22 protein-coding genes are annotated in these 18,983 nt (G+C 71.0%); 11 read left to right on the top strand and 11 right to left on the bottom strand.

Features of this window, described 5'->3' with window-relative positions; translation table 11 throughout:
• The gene (locus LL946_RS14630) at positions 1-1,347 is read left to right on the top strand and encodes a hypothetical protein (protein WP_404381873.1); all 1,347 of its coding nucleotides are present in this window, start codon (positions 1-3) and stop codon (positions 1,345-1,347) included.
• Positions 1,334-2,146: a polysaccharide deacetylase family protein gene (locus tag LL946_RS14635; protein ID WP_404381875.1), complete on the top strand. Its 813-nt coding sequence runs from the start codon at positions 1,334-1,336 to the stop codon at positions 2,144-2,146. The genes LL946_RS14630 and LL946_RS14635 overlap by 14 nt, the downstream gene beginning before the upstream one ends.
• Here LL946_RS14635 and LL946_RS14640 read toward each other — a convergent pair.
• On the bottom strand, positions 2,143-3,288 hold the full coding sequence (locus LL946_RS14640; RefSeq protein ID WP_404381877.1) for a glycosyltransferase: 1,146 nt from the start codon (positions 3,286-3,288) through the stop codon (positions 2,143-2,145). The two genes, LL946_RS14635 and LL946_RS14640, sit on opposite strands and share 4 nt — an antisense overlap.
• Before the next feature lie 95 nt (positions 3,289-3,383).
• Here LL946_RS14640 and LL946_RS14645 point away from each other — a divergent pair, with 95 nt between their 5' ends.
• Positions 3,384-4,364: a GNAT family N-acetyltransferase gene (locus tag LL946_RS14645; RefSeq protein ID WP_404381879.1), complete on the top strand. Its 981-nt coding sequence runs from the start codon at positions 3,384-3,386 to the stop codon at positions 4,362-4,364.
• Here LL946_RS14645 and LL946_RS14650 read toward each other — a convergent pair.
• Both LL946_RS14650 and LL946_RS14655 read right to left on the bottom strand, forming a co-directional pair.
• The gene (locus LL946_RS14650) at positions 4,317-5,348 is read right to left on the bottom strand and encodes an O-antigen ligase family protein (protein WP_404381881.1); all 1,032 of its coding nucleotides are present in this window, start codon (positions 5,346-5,348) and stop codon (positions 4,317-4,319) included. The genes LL946_RS14645 and LL946_RS14650 overlap by 48 nt on opposite strands.
• Positions 5,349-5,360: 12 nt before the next feature.
• Positions 5,361-6,305: an NAD-dependent epimerase/dehydratase family protein gene (locus LL946_RS14655; protein ID WP_404381883.1), complete on the bottom strand. Its 945-nt coding sequence runs from the start codon at positions 6,303-6,305 to the stop codon at positions 5,361-5,363.
• A 104-nt stretch (positions 6,306-6,409) separates the two neighbouring features.
• Between LL946_RS14655 and LL946_RS14660 the strand changes: the two genes are divergently transcribed.
• The 3 genes from LL946_RS14660 (at position 6,410) to LL946_RS14670 (ending at position 8,282) form a co-directional block, all read left to right on the top strand.
• Positions 6,410-7,285 (top strand): nucleotidyltransferase family protein, encoded by an 876-nt coding sequence (locus LL946_RS14660; protein WP_404381885.1) that lies wholly within the window; start codon positions 6,410-6,412, stop codon positions 7,283-7,285.
• The gene (locus LL946_RS14665) at positions 7,282-7,557 is read left to right on the top strand and encodes a PqqD family protein (protein ID WP_404381887.1); all 276 of its coding nucleotides are present in this window, start codon (positions 7,282-7,284) and stop codon (positions 7,555-7,557) included. Before LL946_RS14660 ends, LL946_RS14665 begins: the two co-directional genes overlap by 4 nt.
• 131 nt (positions 7,558-7,688) lie before the next feature.
• The gene (locus LL946_RS14670; RefSeq protein ID WP_404381889.1) at positions 7,689-8,282 is read left to right on the top strand and encodes a hypothetical protein; all 594 of its coding nucleotides are present in this window, start codon (positions 7,689-7,691) and stop codon (positions 8,280-8,282) included.
• 3 nt (positions 8,283-8,285) lie between these two features.
• Here the strand turns inward: LL946_RS14670 and LL946_RS14675 are convergent, their stop codons facing one another.
• Both LL946_RS14675 and LL946_RS14680 read right to left on the bottom strand, forming a co-directional pair.
• A complete protein-coding gene (locus tag LL946_RS14675) occupies positions 8,286-8,552 on the bottom strand; it encodes a hypothetical protein (RefSeq protein WP_404381891.1) in 267 nt (88 codons plus the stop codon).
• Positions 8,549-9,313, bottom strand: coding sequence for a hypothetical protein (locus LL946_RS14680; RefSeq protein WP_404381893.1), 765 nt, complete (start codon positions 9,311-9,313; stop codon positions 8,549-8,551). The genes LL946_RS14675 and LL946_RS14680 overlap by 4 nt, the downstream gene beginning before the upstream one ends.
• A 107-nt stretch (positions 9,314-9,420) precedes the next feature.
• Between LL946_RS14680 and LL946_RS14685 the strand changes: the two genes are divergently transcribed.
• The 4 genes from LL946_RS14685 (at position 9,421) to LL946_RS14700 (ending at position 13,964) form a co-directional block, all read left to right on the top strand.
• The gene (locus LL946_RS14685; RefSeq protein ID WP_404381895.1) at positions 9,421-9,999 is read left to right on the top strand and encodes a low molecular weight phosphatase family protein; all 579 of its coding nucleotides are present in this window, start codon (positions 9,421-9,423) and stop codon (positions 9,997-9,999) included.
• Positions 10,000-10,118: 119 nt separating this feature from the next.
• Positions 10,119-10,388, top strand: coding sequence for a 30S ribosomal protein S15 (gene rpsO / locus LL946_RS14690; RefSeq protein WP_404381897.1), 270 nt, complete (start codon positions 10,119-10,121; stop codon positions 10,386-10,388).
• Positions 10,389-10,537: 149 nt separating this feature from the next.
• Entirely contained in the window at positions 10,538-12,982 is a 2,445-nt protein-coding gene (locus LL946_RS14695; RefSeq protein ID WP_404381899.1) for a polyribonucleotide nucleotidyltransferase, read from the top strand.
• A 109-nt stretch (positions 12,983-13,091) separates the two neighbouring features.
• Positions 13,092-13,964 carry a glycosyltransferase family 2 protein gene (locus LL946_RS14700; protein ID WP_404381901.1) on the top strand — a complete coding sequence of 291 codons (873 nt, stop codon included), beginning with the start codon at positions 13,092-13,094 and terminating at the stop codon, positions 13,962-13,964.
• Positions 13,965-13,971: 7 nt separating this feature from the next.
• On the opposite strand, the gene LL946_RS14705 is transcribed toward LL946_RS14700, so the two are convergent.
• Together LL946_RS14705 and LL946_RS14710 are read right to left on the bottom strand one after the other, a co-directional pair.
• On the bottom strand, positions 13,972-15,237 hold the full coding sequence (locus LL946_RS14705) for an MFS transporter (RefSeq protein ID WP_404381903.1): 1,266 nt from the start codon (positions 15,235-15,237) through the stop codon (positions 13,972-13,974).
• Positions 15,238-15,499: 262 nt separating this feature from the next.
• The gene (locus tag LL946_RS14710) at positions 15,500-15,640 is read right to left on the bottom strand and encodes a hypothetical protein (protein ID WP_404381905.1); all 141 of its coding nucleotides are present in this window, start codon (positions 15,638-15,640) and stop codon (positions 15,500-15,502) included.
• A 210-nt stretch (positions 15,641-15,850) separates the two neighbouring features.
• On the opposite strand from LL946_RS14710, the gene dapB reads away from it, so the two are divergent.
• A complete protein-coding gene (gene dapB / locus LL946_RS14715) occupies positions 15,851-16,552 on the top strand; it encodes a 4-hydroxy-tetrahydrodipicolinate reductase (protein WP_404386919.1) in 702 nt (233 codons plus the stop codon).
• Here the strand turns inward: dapB and LL946_RS14720 are convergent.
• The 4 genes from LL946_RS14720 to LL946_RS14735 are packed head-to-tail and all read right to left on the bottom strand — an operon-like array spanning position 16,549 to position 18,951.
• Positions 16,549-16,866, bottom strand: coding sequence for an AzlD domain-containing protein (locus LL946_RS14720; RefSeq protein WP_404381907.1), 318 nt, complete (start codon positions 16,864-16,866; stop codon positions 16,549-16,551). The two genes, dapB and LL946_RS14720, sit on opposite strands and share 4 nt — an antisense overlap.
• On the bottom strand, positions 16,863-17,651 hold the full coding sequence (locus LL946_RS14725) for an AzlC family ABC transporter permease (RefSeq protein ID WP_404381909.1): 789 nt from the start codon (positions 17,649-17,651) through the stop codon (positions 16,863-16,865). Before LL946_RS14725 ends, LL946_RS14720 begins: the two co-directional genes overlap by 4 nt.
• A complete protein-coding gene (locus tag LL946_RS14730) occupies positions 17,648-18,226 on the bottom strand; it encodes a GNAT family N-acetyltransferase (RefSeq protein WP_404381911.1) in 579 nt (192 codons plus the stop codon). The genes LL946_RS14725 and LL946_RS14730 overlap by 4 nt, the downstream gene beginning before the upstream one ends.
• Entirely contained in the window at positions 18,223-18,951 is a 729-nt protein-coding gene (locus LL946_RS14735) for an enoyl-CoA hydratase-related protein (RefSeq protein WP_404381913.1), read from the bottom strand. The genes LL946_RS14730 and LL946_RS14735 overlap by 4 nt, the downstream gene beginning before the upstream one ends.
• Positions 18,952-18,983 lie beyond the last annotated feature (32 nt).

Below are 18,983 nucleotides of genomic sequence, written 5' to 3' on the forward strand. Positions count from 1 at the left end.
ATGAGCACGACGACCAGGCGCGGAGTGATCGCTGCGGGCCTCGCGGTTCTCGTCGGGGTCGTCGTGGCCACGGTCTTCCACGCCGCAGTCGGCACCAGGTCATACAACTTCTGGGGTGCCGCGATGGTCATCCCCCTGGTCCTGCTGGTCAACGCCCTCCTCATCCGGCACGTGTCCAGAAAGCACGATGAACCGTGGTTCGCCGGCCTGCTCGCCGCGGGCTTCGCCCTCAAGATGGGCGGGGCCCTGAGCCGCTACTACGTCGCGTACATCGTGTACGGCGGAGCAGCCGACGCCCAGCGCTACAACCTCTACGCGGCCGTCCAGTACGAGCAGTGGCGCAACGGCGTCATCACGTTCGAGCTCGGCGGCAAGCAGGGCACGCAGTGGATGGAGGTCATCACGACCGCCCTCTACACCGTGATCGGCCCGTCCCCGCTCGGTGCCTTCGTCGTCTTCGCCGCGTTCGCCTTCTGGGGCCAGTACTTCCTCTACCGCGCCTTCTGCATCGCCCTCCCCGACGGCAACCAGAAGCGGTATGCCGTGTTCATGTTCGTGCTCCCGTCGCTGATCTTCTGGCCGTCGAGCATCGGCAAGGAGGCGTGGCTGATGTTCTTCGTCGGCGTCACGGCGCTCGGGGCGGCGAAGCTCTTCGCCCGCCAGCACGGAGCCCTTCTCCTGCTCCTCTCCGGTGCTGCGGGCACTGCCCTGCTGCGGCCGCACCTGTCGGTCCTGCTCTTCGCGGCCCTGTTCGTCGCCCAGCTGTTCCGGCCGACGGCCGAGCGGAGCACCGCCATCATCAGCAAGGCCGTGGGGGTCGTCGTCCTCGGGGCCTCCGCGCTCATTCTCACGAGCCAGTCCGCGAGCTTCCTCGGGATCGACGACCTCTCGGTGCAGGCGGTGTCCGACACGGTGAACTCCGCCTCGGAACAGGCGAGCGAGGGGGGCACCTCGGCGTTCGACTCCAGCCCGGTGAGCTCACCGGTCGACATTCCCGGCGCGATCGTCACCGTCCTCTTCCGCCCGTTCCCGGTCGAGGCTCACAACATCCAGATGTTCGTGCAGAGCCTCGAGGGCCTGCTGCTCATCTACCTCACCGTCAGGGCCTGGCCGCAGCTGCGTCGGCTCCCGAGGGTGCTGCGGCGCACGCCGTACGTCACCTTCTCGTTCGTCTACACGTCGGCGTTCATCTGGGCCTTCTCCGGGTTCGGCAACTTCGGCATCCTCGCCCGCCAGCGCGTGCTCATGATCCCGTTCTTCCTCGTCCTGCTCGCGCTCCCGAGCATCGACAAGCTGCAGGAGCAGTTCACCCCGAGGGTGAGGGAGCCGGCTCGTGCCCGCAGATGACGACGGAGGTGCACGCCGCCGGGTCAAGCGGGTCCTCGCGCGCACCTCGGGTCGCGCTCCTGCCGAGGGAGCCAGCCTCCTCATCTACCACCGCGTGGGGGGCGGCACCCCGGACGAGCTCGACCTCGGGACGGCCGACTTCGAGAGGCAGCTCGACGAGCTCGAGGGGCACGAGGTCGTGCACCTCGACGAGGCACTCGACCGGCTCGACGCCGGCGACCCGAGTCCGTCGGTGGTCCTCACCTTCGACGACGGGTTCGACGACGTCCATGCGAACGCCTGGCCACTCCTGAGGGACCGGGGTCTGCCCTTCACGGTCTACCTCGCCTCCGGATATGTCGGCGACACCATGGTCTGGGAGGGCTCGACCGCGAAGGGCCGGGCCGGCCGTGGCATGACGTGGGACCAGCTCGGCGAGCTCGTCGCGTCAGGACTCTGCACCGTCGGCAACCACACGCACGGCCACGTCCGACCGGACGTCCTGAGCGAGCCCGACCTCGACCGCTGCACGGAGCTCGTCGAGGAGCGGCTCGGTGTGACCCCGCGGCACTTCACCTACCCGTGGGGGATCCCGGTGCCGGCGATGGAGGACGCCCTGCGCGCGCGGTTCCGCAGCGCGTCGACGGGTGAGCTCGGCCGCAACGGTCCGGACACCGACCGCATGAGGCTCCGCCGGGTGCCGGTGCGCCAGAGCGACCCGCCGGAGTTCTTCGCCGCGAAGCTCTCCGGCGCCCTCGGTCCCGAGAGGGCGTATGCCGCGGCGGTCCGTCTCGGGAAGGCCGTGGGGCTGCGCGGCTAGGCAGGGCCGGCCGGACGGCCGGCCAGGACGGCATACAGGCGTTCCTGCTCGGTGACGGCGTGACGGATGTCGTATGCCGTCGACCGCTCACGCGCTGCCTGACCCATCCGTCGGCGCAGCTCGGCATCTCCGGCGACGGTCGTCAGCGCGGCCGCGAGGGCCTCGGCATCACCGGGCGGGACGAGAAGTCCCTGGACGCCGTCCTCGACCTGCTGCGGCAGGCCGCCCACCGATGTGGCGACGACCGGGAGACCGTTCGCGAAGGCCTCCATCACCGCGACCGGGAGGCCCTCGTGGGCAGAGGAGAGGGTGAAGACGTCGGAAGCCGCCATGAGGTCGTGGACGTCGCGCCGGAAGCCGAGGAGCAGGAAGCGGTCGCCGAGGCCGAGCGACTCGTGCATCTCCGCGACCTCGCTCACGAGCGGTCCCTGCCCGACGGCGGCGAAACGCAGGCGTGGGTCCCGGTCGAGGGCCAGGCGTGCGGCGCGCAGCAGGTTCGGGTAGTCCTTGTTGCGGCGGAGGTTGGCGACGGTGAGCGAGAGCACGTCGTCGTCCGCGACGCCGAGCTCGCGTCGAACTCGCTCTCGCGCGTCCTCCGACGGCCGCACGGCCTCGGGGTCGATGCCGTGGATGAGGACCTCGAAGCCGTCCCGGCGCGAGGGCCAGACGGTCTCGCGTACCTGTTCGGAGACGGCCCAGTGGTGGGCGTCCAGCGGGGCCGTCGCGGCGTTGAGCAGCCGGGTCGGCCGGCGGTGGCTGGTCCACTCGTTGTGCTCGGTCGTCACCACCGCGGGCCGGCGCGAGGCCGGCATGGTGCGAGCGAGCAGCCGCGCGGCGGAGGCGAGGACGGGGGAGTGCGCGTGGACGACGTCGACCTCGCCCATGACGCACCTGAGGTCCGTGACCCACCCGCCGGGGCCGGTGGAGCGTGCGCCCAGTCGCTCGGGCGTCAGGCCGAGGGACTCGAGCTCGGGGACGAGGTGGGTCTTGTCGGGACGCACGTAGGCGATCCGGTAGTCGAAGCGCGACCGGTCGGCGACGCCTGCGGCGAGGAGGAGGAGCTGCTCGGCACCGCCCGGGCCGAGGCCCTTGACCAGCCACAGGACGCGCACCCTGTCGGTGGGCGCAGGCGCAGGACCCACTTCTGCCCTCCCGTGCTCGTGTCGCCGAAGACCGAGCAGGCGCTGGTGCGCCGCCCTAGACTCGCTGAGGTTACCAACGAGGCAGGGGGGCAGCGATGACTTCGGTGAACGCGCAGGACCTCGTCATCAGGGCGGCCGAGCCCTCCGACGACGCGAGCGCCCTGCCCATGCTGCGGGCCTCGCTGGGCAAGGTCGACGACCCGCACTACGAGGCGTTCCTGTCGTGGAAGCACCGGGAGAACGCCTTCGGCACCTCGCCCGCCTGGGTGGCCCTGCACGACGGGGTCGTCGTGGGCTACCGCACGTTCCTGCGCTGGGAGTTCCTCCGGGACGACGGCAAGATCCTTCGGGCCGTGCGCGCGGTCGACACGGCGACCGACCCGGCCTACCGGGGGCTGGGCATCTTCCGCACCCTGACCCTCCAGGGCGTCGCCGAGCTGACCCTGTCCGGCGTCGGCATCATCTTCAACACGCCCAACGACCAGAGCCGGCCGGGCTACCTCAAGATGGGGTGGACCGTGGCCCGCCGGCTGCCGGTCGGTGTGATGCCCCGCAGCCCGGGAGCGCTCGTGTCGATGGCCACCTCGAAGGTGCCGGCCACACTGTGGTCCGAGCCCACCGAGGTCGGTCTGGATGCCGCGGTCGCGCTGGCCGACGACGCCGTGGCCGCGGAGCTGCTCCGGCACGCCCCGTCCGCCGGCGTCCGGACGAACCGCACGCCGGCCTACCTCGTCTGGCGAACGGCCTTCGGGCCACTGCGCTACCGGCTGCTGCTCGCGTCCGAGGGGGACCCGGCTGCCGGCGGGGTCGTCTTCCGGCTGCGACGTCGCGGTGACGCGCTCGAGGCGGCGATCCTCGAGCAGCTCGTGCCCGACTCCTTGACCGGTGCTCGGCTCGTGCGGCGGGTGCTGAACGAGACGGGCGCCGACTATGCCATCGGTCTGAGGACAGGTCGTTCGGCAGGCATGGTGCCGTTACCTCGACAGGGACCACTGCTCACCACCCGGCCGCTGGCGGCCTCGCCGCCGTCACCGCGCGAGTGGGCCCTCACCCTGGGCGACGTCGAGCTGTTCTGAGGTCCGGCTGGCGCCTGCCCACCCGAGCACCGCGCCGGCGAGGACGACGACCGTGCCGAACTCGATGAGGTGGTCGGCGGTGGAGTGCACGAGCAGCGCCGTCCACGCGGCGCAAGCGATGACCGCCTCGGCGGCGCGGCCACGAGCGGCCCAGAGCAGCCCGGCCAGGCCGACGAGGGCCAGGAGAGCGACCCCGACCCACCCTGTCTCCGCCCCCACCTGCAGGACCGACGAGTGCGCGGACATCGTGTCCGGATCGGGGGACAGTGCCGTCGCGTCACTGAACGCACCGGGTCCCGAGCCGGCGACCGGATGCACCCGCCACAGCGACACCGCGTCGTGCCACAGCTGCTCGCGCACCGGGTCGAACGCCGTCTCCGCCCAGTCCGGGAAGGTGGTCGCCTGCGCAGCGCGGACGATGAGAACAGCCGCCATCACCGCCGTGCTCGCCCCGACGACGACGGCCAGTGCGGACCAGCCGCGATGCCACGGCCGACGCCACACGGCAACCGCCACCACGAGGCAGACGGGCACCGCCACGACGACCCCCGCCGCCGACCGGTTGAGGGCGATCGCGGCGAGGCAGAGCGTTCCTGTGGCGACGAGCGCACGTCGCCGGCCCGTGGGCGTGGACAACAGGGCCAGGCCGGCAAGGGCCAGCACCTGGACCGCGGCCGCGGCATTGGCGTTGGGGTAGCCGAGCGGTGCCTTGCCGGGCTCACGCACGAGCGCCACGCCGAGCACGAGCGCGGCTCCGACCACCAGCAGTGCGATCCGGAGCGCGGGCGAGTCAGCGCGGGCGCGGAGTGCCACACCGGCTGCCACACCGGCAGCCAGCGCGACCGGGCAGAGGACGTAGGGGAGGGCGGGGCCCCAGCCCCAGTCGGAGCGAACCGCGGTGGACACCGACCACGCGACCCACAGCGCGAGCAACGCCATCGTCACGGCCTCGGGCCACCCCACGAGGCTGCGGACCGGGCGCACGTCGCCGCCGGCTCAGCCGGTGTAGTCGGGCAGCGTCCGGAACCAGTCGACGGTCGCCCGCAGGCCTTCGCGCAGAGGGACGGGTGCGACGTCGGGGAAGTGCCCCCGCAGCCGGGAGTTGTCGGCCTGCGAGTCCCGCACGTCTCCGGCTCGCGGCTCGACGTGCTCGACCTCCGGTCTTGCGCCGAGGATGTCGGCCAGCTCGTCGACCACGACGTTGAGGGAGGTCCGGCTCCCGAATGCGAGGTTGACCGGCTCGAGGTCGGTCACCTGACCGATGACGGCGTCGGCGATGACCCGCGTCACCGTGCCGACGTAGGTGAAGTCACGGGTTTGCTCACCGTCGCCGTGGATCGTCAGCGGGAGTCCGCGCAGCGCGGCGTCGATGAACGCGGGCAGCACCGCGGCGTACGCGTGTCCGGCCGCCTGGAGCGGGCCGTAGACGTTGAAGAAGCGGAAGGCGAGCGTCGGCAGGCCGTAGGTGTGACCGAAGGACAGGGTGTAGGCCTCAGTCGCCTGCTTGCTCACGGCATACGGGGAGATCGGTGCGGTGCGCATCGTCTCGCGCTTGGGCAGCTCGCGGTTCGCGCCGTAGACCGATGACGAGGACGCCGAGACGACGTGGAGGTCTCCGGCACGTCGCGCGGCCTGGAGCACCTCGAGGGTGCCGGTCGCGTTGGCGTGGTGCGATGCGAGGGGGTCGATGACCGAGCGCGGCACGGACGGCAGCGCCCCCAGGTGGACGATCGCGCTCGCGCCCTCGCAGGCCTTGTCGAGGGCGTCCGGATCGAGGATCGTGCCCTCGAGGAGGGTGACACCGGTGCCGTCGAGGTTGCCACGCGAGCCTGTGGACAGGTCGTCGAGCGCGACGACCTCGTCGACCTCGTCCCGCCGGAGCAGCTCCCGGCCGAGGTTGGAGCCGATGAACCCGGCCCCGCCGGTCACGACGACCTTCACGTGCCACCCCCAGGTCAAGCGAACACTGCACCCTCCACGGGCCCGACGTCGGCACGCTACCAGCGGGCGGACACCGGCACCGGGGACTCGGTAATGTCCGGGGTGTGGACGACGTGGTGATGCCCTGGTCGGTGGGCATCCGCTTCGCCCACGCGTCGCTCCAGACCCTCGCGGAGGACGCGGGGATCGACCTGCTCCACATCAAGGGACCCACGGTCGACGAGAGCCTGCTCGACGGTCCCCGCGAGAGCATCGACGCGGACGTCCTCGTCCGGCCCGAGCACGTGCAGCGGCTCCTCGACCTCATGCACGCCCACGGCTGGACCACCCAGTACCGCTTCGAGGACGGCTCGGCCTTCGAGCACGCCTCCACCCTCGTGCATCCCTTCCTGGCTCCGGTCGACGTCCACCGCCGCTTCCCGGGCTTCTCCGCCCGTGCCGAGACCGCCTTCGACCGGCTCTGGAAGGACCGGTATGCCGTCCCGCTGGCCGGCGTGAGCTGTCAGGTCCCGTCGGTGGCCGCCCAGCGGCTGCTGCTCATCGTGCACGCGGCGCGGGCCGGTGCACTCGCACACTCCGACATCCGTCGCTGCTGGTGGGACGCCACCGACGAGCAGCGAGGCGAGGTGGCGCAGCTCGCCGGGGACCTCTCCGCGGAGGTGGCCCTGGCCGCGGGCACCGGCAGGCTGGACGAGTTCGTCGGCCACCCCGGGTACGACCTCTGGAAGGCGCTGTCGGCCGGTGAGCGGTCACAGGCCCGGGTGTGGATGGCCCGGGTGAAGGCGGCGCCGACCCGACGTGCGGCCCTGCGAACCGCGCTGCGACTCCTCCTGCCCAACCGGCGCCGGATGGAGACTCGCCTGGGGCGTCCTCCGACCATGCGTGAGGTCGCTGCGGCATACTTCTCCCGTTCCCGAACGGGGACGCGTGAGTTGGTCGCACTGTTCCGGGCCTCGGCCCGTGAGAGGAGGGGTCGGTGACGGCCTACTCCGTCCCGGACAGGGTCGCCCACGTCCAGCGCGACGAGGACGGCCTGCCGCAGGTGTTCCTCATGCGCCTGCCCGATGGTCCTCCGGTCGCTCTCGAGGGCACGGCTGCCCTCATCTGGATGTTCGCCGTCGACGGGGTCGACGACGTGGCGGCTGCTGTCGCCGGCTGCGTGGGGGAGAAGCGTGAGGTCATCGCCGAGGACGTCGAGGCCTACCTCGTCAAGCTCGTCGAGACCGGCCTGCTCGCCGCGTCGCGTGACTAGTCAGTTGGGCCTATTCCCGCTGGTCAGAACGGTTTTCGTCTTTTCGGGTTTTCTCGAAACGCCCGAGACAGCATCGTCCGCGGTGCTACTTTGACGAGGTATTCCCAATGACCTGAGCAGGGGAGAAGCACATGTCCGAGCACCTCGAGGAACGACGGATCTCGCGTCGCACCATCGCCAAGGGAGCAGCGTGGGCGATCCCAGCCGTGCCGCTCGTCGTGGCCACACCCGCCTACGCCGCGTCCGGAGGTGGGCCGACGATCGTTCTCGGTGACGCCTGCAAGCTCCCGGGCAACTCGTGCGGCAACGTCTTCGTCAAGGGCTACATCTTCGACGTGACGATCACGAACAACACCGACAAGGACATCTACCTCTACAACGAGACCGGCTACCTCATCACGTTCGCCGAGGACGCGCCGGCCATCACCCTGTTCTTCCAGGCCGCGATCATCGCGACCGGCCCCAATGCCGGCGACGTGGTCACGTTCCCCTACCTCCTGGAGCCGGGTGAGTCGATCGCACTCATCTTCAACGCAGGCGAGAACGGGAACTCGCAGAACGTCCAGGACATCACGGTGACGATCAGCGTCCCCTGGGGCCACACCGAGGACCCGAACCTCGAGCCGGACAACCACCCGCCGGCGGTCGACACCGCGACCTACCCGTCGACCCCCCCGGAGCAGAACCCGAACTGCCAGGTCTTCCTGCCGCCGGACTGCGGCTGACCCTCAGCTCGACCGACGAAGGACGCCGAGACGGATCATCTCCGTCACGGCGTCCTTCGTGGCGTCCAGGGCCGACCGACCCTCGGGCGCGCCGAACCGCTCCTCCAGCTGCCGGGCCAGCTCGTCGTACTCGATCCGCTCCTCGGCCAGAGCGAGAATCATCGCGCTGAGAGGGCTGAGTCGCACGAGCTGGCCCCGAGCCATCACGACGGTCACACCGTCCCGGGTGAGCAGGTCGGTCACCTCGTCGGCGCGACGTTGGACCCTCACCGGGATGCCCCGACGAGCCGGACGAGGTCTTCGGCCGCTTGGCCCGCCTCGCCGTAGCGAAGGGTCGACAGGGGTCCGACCTCGTCGATGACCTCGGCCAGACGATGTAGGGGCCGGGGGAGGGCGGGCAGGGCCGAGGACTGCTCGGCGAGGCCGAAGAGCGCATCCATGAAGTCGAGCTCCTCGAGCGTCGCAGTGTCGGTGTCGGCGCTCCGTTCGAGAAGGACGATCCGACCGAGTCGGGCAGACGCCGGCGCCGGCAGCAGGCCCAGCTCGTCGGGGGAGAGCTCGTCCTTGAGGGTCGGCTCGTCGGCCCGCCTCACCGAGAGCGGTTTCGGGTAGGGATGGATCACTCCGGACGAGTCGATCCCCACCGTCTCGTCGGTGAGGTACCCCAGGCGCTGGCCGAGCAGCCGGCTCAGCGTCGTCTTGCCGGTGCCGCCGCGCGCGACGTAGACGACGCTGCGGCCGGTGGTCGGGTCACTCACCGCGCCCGCGTGGAACATGAGCAGCTCGCCGGCCCGGGCGCCGATGAGCGCGCGTGTCACGTCCTGGGTCGCGAGCATCAGGGTCTTCGTCAGCTGGGCCACGTCGTCGAGGCGCAGGACCAGGGGCGGGGCCCCGACCGGCGGCAGCGCCGGCTCGACGAGGCATCGCGACCACGGCCGCCGCATCGCCGCGAACAGCTCCGCTCCCGCGTCCCCCGTGCACGTCACCTCGACGACGGCCCCGAGGCCGTGCAGTCGAAGCACTTCGCCCACGGTGCGGCGCCTTCCTCTCCGGGCGGGCCGACCGGCCCGCGCGTCTGAGCGCACCCTATCCAGCCGTTCGCCGGAGAGGAGCAGGTCCGCGCGGATAGCCTGACCAGGTGAGAGTCCGGCCCGAGCGCCCGCAGGAGCCGTTGCGTGTCCTGTTCGTGTGCACGGCCAACATCAGCCGCTCGCCCTACGCAGAGAGGCGCGCGGCGCACTTGTCGGCGGCGGGGCCTCTGCACGGGCTGCACCTCTCGAGCGCGGGCGTCCCCGGCTTCCCGGGCAACCCGATGGACCCGGCGATGCTCCGCGAGCTCGAGGCCCGCGGCGGTGACGCCCGCGGCCACCTGAGCCGCTCCGTGAGTGCGGAGGTCCTCGACGCCGCCGACGTCGTCATCACGGTCGAGTTCGCGCACCGGATGCGGATCACCGAGCTGTGGCCCCATCACGCCCCGAAGGTCTTCGGCCTGCGCCAGCTCGCGGACGCCCTCGGGCGACGGGCCGGTGTGGCGCCCGGCCTCGCCGCACTCGACTCGGCGCTCGGCGTTGCCAGACCAGACAGTCTCACCTGGGACGTGGCCGACCCCTACAAGCGAGGTGCAGCGGCCGCCCGCCGGTGCGCCGACGAGATCGACGAGGCCCTCGCGGTCATCGTGCCGGGACTGACCGGCATACCCGTCCTTCGCGGCAATTAGGGGCCGGACACCCGCGCTGCTAACCTTGTGGCGCCGTGAGAATCGGCCGCGGACCCATAGAGCCCCGGTGAACCAGCCCGGGAGCGCCGCGCAACCGCACCAGAAGGAGTCAGTCGCCCATGCCTTTGGACGCAGACGTCAAGCAGAAGATCATGTCCGAGTACGCCACGACCGAGGGTGACACCGGCTCCCCCGAGGTCCAGATCGCGCTCCTCACCCAGCGCATCCTCGACCTCACCGAGCACTCCCGTGAGCACAAGCACGACCACCACAGCCGTCGTGGCCTGCTGCTCCTCGTCGGCAAGCGCCGCCGCCTCCTCCGCTACCTGGAGGACATCGACATCGAGCGCTACCGCTCGCTGATCAAGCGGCTCGGCCTGCGTCGCTGACGCCCCGGATTTCCGTCGGAGCGGCTCTCCTTCATGGAGGGCCGCTCTTTCGGATGTGTTGGACCACAACTTCATAGCGACACCAGCACCAGAAGAACGCCCGTGCACAACGACGATGCACGGACTGACACTCGAGAAAAGGAGGACCCATGGAGGGTCCTGAGATCACGTTCGCCGAAGCCACCATCGACAACGGCTCGTTCGGCACCCGCACCGTCCGGTTCGAGACCGGACGCCTGGCCAAGCAGGCCGGCGGCGCAGTCGCCGCATACCTGGACGAGGACACGATGCTCCTCTCCACCACCACCGCCGGGAAGTCCCCTCGCGAGGGTTTCGACTTCTTCCCCCTGACGGTCGACGTCGAAGAGCGCATGTATGCCGCGGGCAAGATCCCCGGTTCGTTCTTCCGTCGTGAGGGCCGCCCCTCCACCGAGGCGATCCTCACCTGCCGCCTCATCGACCGCCCGCTGCGCCCGACCTTCAAGAAGGGGCTGCGCAACGAGGTCCAGGTCGTCATCTCCGTGCTGGCGCTCAACCCCGATGCCCAGTACGACGTTCTGGCGATCAACGCCGCGTCCGCCTCGACGCAGATCTCCGGTCTGCCGTTCTCCGGCCCGATCGGCGCCACGCGCCTGTCGCTCATCGACGGCCAGTGGGTCGCCTTCCCGCAGTTCTCCGACGTCGAGCGCTCGACCTTCGACATGGTCGTCGCCGGCCGCGTCGCGGGCGACGACGTCGCCATCATGATGGTCGAGGCCGAGGCCACCGAGAACACCTGGAACCTCGTCAAGAACGAGGGCAAGACCGCTCCCACCGAGGACGTCGTCGCCGAGGGTCTCGAGGCCTCCAAGAAGTTCATCAAGGCGCTGTGCGAGGCCCAGGCCGAGCTCGCCGCCAAGGCTGCCAAGCCGATCCAGGAGTTCCCGGTCTTCCTCGACTACCAGGACGACGTGTATGCCGCGGTCGAGGCAGCAGTCTCCGACCAGGCCGATGCCGCGCTGCAGATCGCGGGCAAGCAGGAGCGCGAGGACCGTCTCGACGAGATCAAGTCCGGGCTCCACCTCAAGCTCGTGGGCGACTTCAACCCCGAGTCCGGCTCGGGCACGGCTGGTGACTTCGCCGGCCGCGAGAAGGAGGTCTCGGCGGCCTACCGCGCCGTGCAGAAGAAGCTCATCCGCCAGCGGATCATCAAGGACAAGGTCCGCATCGACGGCCGTGGCCTTGCCGACATCCGCGCCCTCAGCGCCGAGGTCGAGGTCCTGCCGCGCGTCCACGGCTCGGCGATCTTCGAGCGCGGCGAGACCCAGATCATGGGTGTCACCACGCTCAACATGCTCCGCATGGAGCAGCAGCTCGACACCCTGTCGCCGGTGACGCGCAAGCGCTACATGCACAACTACAACTTCCCGCCGTTCTCCACCGGTGAGACCGGTCGCGTCGGCTCGCCGAAGCGTCGCGAGATCGGCCACGGAGCGCTCGCCGAGCGCGCGCTCATGCCGGTCCTCCCGACCCGCGAGGAGTTCCCCTACGCGATCCGTCAGGTGTCCGAGGCCCTCGGCTCCAACGGCTCGACGTCGATGGGCTCGGTCTGCGCATCGACCCTGTCGCTCCTCAACGCCGGTGTGCCGCTGCGCGCCCCGGTCGCGGGCATCGCGATGGGCCTCGTCACCGCAGAGGTCGACGGTGAAACGCAGTACGCCGCGCTCACCGACATCCTCGGCGCCGAGGACGCGTTCGGCGACATGGACTTCAAGGTCGCCGGCACCCGCGAGTTCGTCACGGCCATCCAGCTCGACACCAAGCTCGACGGCATCCCCGCCGACGTGCTCGGTGGCGCGCTCACCCAGGCCCGAGAGGCCCGCCTCCACATCCTCGACGTCATGAACGAGGCCATCGACGCGCCCGACGAGATGAGCCCCTTCGCTCCTCGCGTCATCGCGGTGACGGTCCCCGTCGACAAGATCGGTGAGGTCATCGGCCCAAAGGGCAAGATGATCAACCAGATCCAGGACGACACCGGCGCCCAGATCTCGATCGAGGACGACGGCACGATCTACATCGGTGCCACCGACGGCCCGTCGGCCGAGGCGGCTCGCGCGGCGATCAACGCCATCGCCAACCCGCAGATGCCCGAGATCGGCGAGCGTTTCCTGGGCACCGTCGTCAAGACGACGACCTTCGGCGCGTTCATCTCCCTGCTCCCGGGCAAGGACGGTCTGCTCCACATCTCCGAGGTGCGCAAGCTCGTCGGTGGCAAGCGGATCGACGCTGTCGAGGACGTCCTCGCGGTCGGCCAGAAGGTCCAGGTCGAGCTCAAGGAGATCGACCCGCGCGGCAAGCTCTCGCTCGCCGCGGTGCTCGCCGAGGGCGAGAGCGACGCGTCGGCTCCGGCCGACGACGACGCTCCGGCCTCCGACGTGACCGCCGAGGTCGACGTCGACGCAGACGTCGACAACGACACCGACTCCGAGGAGTCGGGCGAGTCCACCGAGGGTGGCGAGGAGCGCGGCGAGCGTCGCCAGCGCAGCCGCCGTCGCGGTGGCCGTGGCCGTGGCCAGCGTTCGGACGCGGGAGACGCCTCCGGCGACGAGTGAGTCCACGTCCCCTTCGGGACACTGACGGGGCGGCATACCTTTTCGGTATGCCGCCCCGTCGGCCTTGTGGGGCGCGATCATGGGAGCGCACCGCACGAAGGGAGGGACCGTGGACACCCAGCGGCTCACACGCGCGATGCGTGGACGGTTCGGCGGACCCCTGCGCCTCGGCTACCGCCTGGCGGAGGCCACGCAGCTGGCGGTCGTGCGCCCCGTGGACCGCCTGCGCCACGGTCGGGCGACCGCCGAGGAACGGGCCGAGGTCGCACGGCGCGTCACGATGACGGTCAAGACCTTCGAGCGGCCCGCGGTGCTGCGACGGTGCCTGTCGAGCGCGCGCACCGTCTTCGACGGGCGGATCGTCGTCGCCGACGACTCGCGTACGCCGGTGCGAGACCTCGGGCGCGGTGTCGACGTCGTGGCCCTGCCCTTCAACAGTGGGGTGCCGGTGGGCCGCAACGCCGCGCTGGACGAAGTGCGCACCGAGTACGTCTTCGTCTCGGACGACGACATCGTCTTCACCGCGGCCAGCGACCTCGTCGCGGCCATGAACTACCTCGACGACAACGCCGGGGTCGACCTCGTCGCCCTGACCCGGGTCGACCTCCCGAGGTGGCGGGCCGTCGAGGCCCACGACGCCCGGGCGCTCTTCCCGGGCGCGGCCCCACCGCTCGTCGCCTACGGGACGCTCATCGACGGACTGCCCGTGGTCCCGAAGACGCCGCAGCTCTACCTGGCTCGGACGGATTCCATCCAGCGGGTGAGGTGGGACGAGCGGCTGCGGATGGTCGACCACCGCGACTTCTTCTCACGAGCCGCGGGGACCATCGTGTCGGTCCAGGCTCAGTCGGTGCAGGGCTATCACATGCGGACGCCCTTCGACCCCTTCTACACCGCCTACCGCGAGGACGTGGCCGCGGACCTGCGCACCCTGGGCGTGCTGTGGTCCGGCCGGCAGCCACGCGACCGCCCGGGCGCCTGACCCTCGGTCATCGGTCCCGGTGCTTCGTCGCGTCGTTGAAGGCGACGTCGACGGTCGAGGCGAGCGCCTGCCGCGGCCAGCGCGCGGCCAGGAGTGCGACGCCTGCGAGGCAGAGGACCGCGCAGATGGTCACCGCCGCTGGCGGTGAGAACGTCTCGGACAGCCACCCGGACAGGAGGAAGGCCAGCGCGGACAGGCTCATCGTCGCCGCTCCGGCCAGTCCGATGACGCGCCCTCGCAGCTCCGGCGCGACCACCAGGGCGAAGGTTGCCTGAAGGGGCAGCATGAACGCCTGGAGCACCCCGCTCGTGAACCAGAGCAACCAGGTCACCGGCAGCCACTGCGCAGTGACCGGGACCAGGCTCGTGACGAGGAGAGGGACCGGCATGAGCAGCGCCATCGAGATGATGCGTCCCGTGGCGACCTCGGGCTGCCACCTCCCCACGACGACGACGCCGGCGACGGCACCGACGACGGGTGCAGCCATGAGCACCCCGCCGAGCCACTCCGGCAGCTGGTGGTCGAGCACGTAGGGGATCGCGACCGCCTCGGGCGCGACGACGCCCAACATGGCGACCAGGCTCAGCGAGAGCAGGAAGGTGAGGACGCGGTGCCCGGCGAGGTAGCGCGCCCCGCCGACGACGTCACGGAAGAAGCCGGTGATACCCGGGCTGGGCTCACCGGAGACCGGGCGGACCCGGACTGCGACGGCGAACAGGACAGCCGACACGACGAAGGTCGCCAGGTCGGCCAGGAGCGCGCCGCGAGCGGAGAGGGCGGTCACGATGACGCCACCGACGCTGAGGCCGATCGCCTGGTTGACCTGTTCGGCCAGTGTGGAGATGCCCCGGGCTCGCATGAACGCGCGCCGGTCGGGGAAGAGGTCGGTCAGCAGGATCTGGTGTGCGGCGCCCGCCGGACCGCCGAACAGCTCGAGGCCGAAGAGCAGGGCGAGGAGCAGCGCGACGTGGCTGCCCTCGCCGACGGCCAGCATGATCGCGACGACGAAGAGACCCCGGACGACGTCGGACCCCACGAGCACGTGCTTGTAGGGGATGCGGTCGGCGAGCGGGCTGAGCAGGCTGCGTCCGAGGATGCTCGGCAGCAGGCTCACCGCGAACGTCGCTGCCATGGCGAGGTCCGAGCCGGTGCGCTCCCGGACGACGAAAGCCACCGAGATCCGGGCGATGTAGTCGCCCCACGTGGACAGGCTCAGGGCGATGAAGGCGGGGAGAAAGCCCTGGACACGGAAGACCTCGACGTAAGAAGGCATAGCTGTCCGATCGCCCACCGTCGACCCCTTCTCGTCCACCCCCGTGCCTTCCACCGGGGAGACGTTACTTGTCGTCAAGACCAAGTGCGGGCGTAGGTCGGTGAAACTTTGACGACGGAGCCCTGAGACGGGGGAAGGGGGCCACGACACGGGCTGGGAGCCGCTGTGCCCCTCAGCGAAAGGAAGGGCAGGCGTCGTCCACGGCCCTCGACATGTCGAGACCCCGCCGCAAGGGCGGGGTCGTCGCGGTTGGGCTGTCGGCTCAGGCGGTCCGGGGAACGCGAAGCACCGTCGCGGGGGCGCTCCAGCGCATCTCCAGCCGGGTGCGACCGTCCCTGGTCACCGGCACCCAGCGCATCATCAGGCAGGCCGGACCCGTGGTGGTCGTGGCGACCTTCTTCATGGGGTGTCTCCTCGTGCGTGGCCCGGATGGTGAGTCGATGTCCCGAGACGTCCCGGGGCCGTTCACCTGCTGTTCACCCAAGAGTACCCCCTAGATGAACACAAGGTGAACACGTCCGCCACATCGGGGCGTCGCGGAGAGTCGCGACCGACTGGATAGAGTTCAGGCGTGGCAGTCACCAAGGTCTCGGTCATCGGCGCATCCGGTCGCATGGGCTCGGAGGTGTGCCGTGCAGTGGAGTCCGCGGACGGCCTCGCGCTCGTCGGGCGCTTCGACGTCGGTGACGACCTCGGAGACCTCGCCGGCGCGGACGTCGTCGTCGAGTTCTCGGTTCCGGCAGCCTCACCCGCCAACGTGGCGCACTGCGTCGACCGCGGTGTCGACGTCGTCGTGGGCACGACCGGGTGGGATGACTCCCGCCTCGCCGAGCTCCGCAGCCAGCTCGAGGCCCACCCCGACGTCGGCGTCCTCATCGCCCCCAACTTCGCGATCGGTGCGGTGCTCATGATGGCGTTCGCGCAGAAGGCCGCCGAGTTCTACGAGTCCGCCGAGGTCATCGAGCTCCACCACCCCGACAAGGTCGACGCCCCCTCGGGGACGGCGGCGCGGACAGCCGAGCTCATCGGCGCCGCGCGTGAGCGGGCCGGCCTCGCCGACGTCCCGGACGCGACGACGAGCGACCCGGACGGTGCCCGCGGCGCGCGAGTGCACGGCATACCCGTGCACTCGGTGCGCCTGCGCGGCCTCGTGGCGCACCAGGAGGTCCTCTTCGGACAGACCGGCGAGATGTTGACCATCCGGCACGACTCGTTCGACCGGGTCTCGTTCATGCCCGGTGTCGCCGCCGCCGTGCGCGCGGTGGGGGATCACCCCGGTCTCACCGTGGGGCTCGAGCACTACCTCGGGATCTAAGCCGCCCAGCCGAGGGCGCGAAGCCCTCCGGCCACCACGGCCGCCCCGATGACGACCAGCAGGAAGTTCGCCCGGAGCAGCAGCAGGACGATGGCGGCACCGACCGCGGCGAGTCGCGCGTCGACGTGGAGCGAGCCGCCGTCACCCCCGAACGTCTGGATCGCCACGAGCCCGGAGAGCAGGGCCACCGGCAGCAGGGTGAGCACGCGGCTGCGCTTCGGCCCCTCGACCCAGGCCCCGGGCACGAGGTAGCCGGCGAGCTTGGTCGCATAGGCCAGCGCGGACGCGAGCAGCACGACCGTCCACGTCGTCACGACTCGTCCACCTCCGCCCGTTTCTCGTGCCGCCCGCCGCCGCTGAGCCCCACGACGACGGCAGCGACCACGGTGAGGATGACCGGCACCCCCACCGGCAGGAGCGGGGAGGCGAGGAGGGCGATCGCGATGGCGAGCACCATCGTCGCCGCGGCGTCACGGCTACGCAGTCTCGGCCACAGCAGGGCGGTGAAGGCAGCGGCAGCCGCGGCGTCGAGCCCCCACTGCTCCGGGTCGCCGAGCGCGTTGCCGACGAGGGCGCCGAGCAGGGTCATGAGGTTCCACAGGACGAACACCGTGACGCCGGTGACGAAGAACCCGAGCCGGCCTGCGCGCCGGTCCTCGCGTCCCACCGCCACAGCCGTCGACTCGTCGATGGTGAGGTGGGCGGCCCACAGCCGACGCAGGCCGTGGACGTCGAGGACCCGTGAGGTCTGCAGGGCGTAGAGGCCGTTGCGCACGCCGAGCAGGGTCGAGGTCGCCACCGCGGCCGGCCCGGTGCCACCGGCACCGAGGATCCCGACGAGCGCGAACTGCGACCCGCCGCTGAAGAGCAGGACCGACAGGGCCACGGTCTGCAGGATGCTCAGGCCGGACGCGACCCCAAGCGCGCCGAAGCTGATCCCGTAGGCGCCCGTCGCCAACCCGATCGAGAGGGACTGTCGCACCACGCTCCTGCGTGTGTGGTGCTCCAACGGCTCGTCTGCCGGCCCACGCAGCGCGTGGGACCCGCGCTCACTGGCCGCCGCCGTCTCGCCTTCGGCGTCGGCGGCCTCGGTGCTCACTCCGTCTCGTCCGTCGCGAGCGAGGCGACGAGGCGAACCTCCCGCAGGGTCGAGCCGTCGGGGGAGACGACGCGGTCGCGGAACGCACCGTCAGGGCCGAGTCCGGATGCCACGAGGAAGGCCCGGGTGTCCTCGTCGTCGGCGAGCACCCAGATCGCGACGTCGTCGGCGCCTGCGCCGCGCAGGGTGTCGACGCACGCGTTGAGCAGGCGCGACCCGTGGCCGAGGCGACGGGCGCCCGGGTGGACGCCGATGGCGGTGACCTCGCCGCGTGCGGGCCCGGAGTCGGGGTCCTGGCTCGGACCGATGGCGGCGAAGCCGACGACCTGCTCGCCGGCACGCGCCACGAGGAGCCGGTGCACGCCCTCGGGCGGGCTCTCCAGCGACTGTCGCCAGGCCTTCGCGAAGGCCGGAGCCTGGAACAGGGAGACGACCTCGTCGGGCACGCGGCCGGCATACGCCTGCGTCCAGACGGCGGACTGGACGACGCCCACGGCGGGTGCGTCCGTCGGCTTGGCGATGCGGACGCTCGCGTCGGCGACCGGGCCGGGCTCGTGGGAGTGGTCGTGGCTCATCGGCCCTGGAACTCCGGCGTGCGTCGCTCGCGGAAGGCGGAGCGCCCCTCGCTCAGGTCGTCGCTCGACCAGGCGGTGGCGAAGGCGGCCTCGTAGCGGGCCACCTGGGCGTGGTCGCCGCCGTGTGCGTCGAAGCCCAGCTTGGACCCGGCCTGGGTCAGCGGGGCGAGGTCGACGGCGCGGCGGGCGAGCTCCAGGGCTGCGTCGAGGTCGCCGCGGACCTGGGTGAACCCGAGCCGCCACGCGTCGTCCGCGGTGAGGACGGCACCGGTGAGCACCATGTGTCGCGCCGCACCCTCACCCCAGAAGCGGGTGACACGCTCGAGCGTCCAGTGGTTGACCATGAGACCGAGCCTGGCGACGGGCAGCGCGAACGAGGCGTCGTCGCTGACGACCCGGAGGTCGGACGCCACCGCGAGCTGCATGCCGAGCCCCATGCACGACCCCGAGATCGCCGAGATCGTCGTGATCGGGGCCTGCGACAGGCGGGCGAGCACCTCGTCGAGGCGGTCGGTGAAGCCCACGTCCTCGAGCTCGGTGAGATCGGCGCCAGCACAGAAGTGGCCACCGGCGCCGGTGACGACGAGGGCCCTCGAGGTCTCGACTGCACGCGCCACGGCCGCGTCGAGCTCGTCGAGGGCGTCGTGGTTGAGCGCGTTGCGCCGTTCCGGACGGTCGAGGGTGAGGACGGTGACCCGGTCGGAGGTTCGTGAGGTGATCGCCACGCGGTCGAGCCTAACGCTGTGGCGTTTGTGAG

Origin of the sequence: Knoellia locipacati, assembly GCF_044791685.1 — a bacterium.
GTDB classification, from domain to species: domain Bacteria; phylum Actinomycetota; class Actinomycetes; order Actinomycetales; family Dermatophilaceae; genus Knoellia; species Knoellia locipacati_A.

Coding starts and splice junctions, on each gene's coding strand:
- LL946_RS14630 (WP_404381873.1), top strand. CDS start 1: ATGAGCACGACGACCAGGCGCGGAGTGATCGCTGCGGGCCTCGCGGTT.
- LL946_RS14645 (WP_404381879.1), top strand. CDS start 3,384: ATGACTTCGGTGAACGCGCAGGACCTCGTCATCAGGGCGGCCGAGCCC.
- LL946_RS14670 (WP_404381889.1), top strand. CDS start 7,689: ATGTCCGAGCACCTCGAGGAACGACGGATCTCGCGTCGCACCATCGCC.
- rpsO (WP_404381897.1), top strand. CDS start 10,119: ATGCCTTTGGACGCAGACGTCAAGCAGAAGATCATGTCCGAGTACGCC.
- LL946_RS14695 (WP_404381899.1), top strand. CDS start 10,538: ATGGAGGGTCCTGAGATCACGTTCGCCGAAGCCACCATCGACAACGGC.
- LL946_RS14705 (WP_404381903.1), bottom strand. CDS start 15,237: ATGCCTTCTTACGTCGAGGTCTTCCGTGTCCAGGGCTTTCTCCCCGCC.
- LL946_RS14710 (WP_404381905.1), bottom strand. CDS start 15,640: ATGAAGAAGGTCGCCACGACCACCACGGGTCCGGCCTGCCTGATGATG.
- dapB (WP_404386919.1), top strand. CDS start 15,851: ATGGGCTCGGAGGTGTGCCGTGCAGTGGAGTCCGCGGACGGCCTCGCG.
- LL946_RS14730 (WP_404381911.1), bottom strand. CDS start 18,226: ATGAGCCACGACCACTCCCACGAGCCCGGCCCGGTCGCCGACGCGAGC.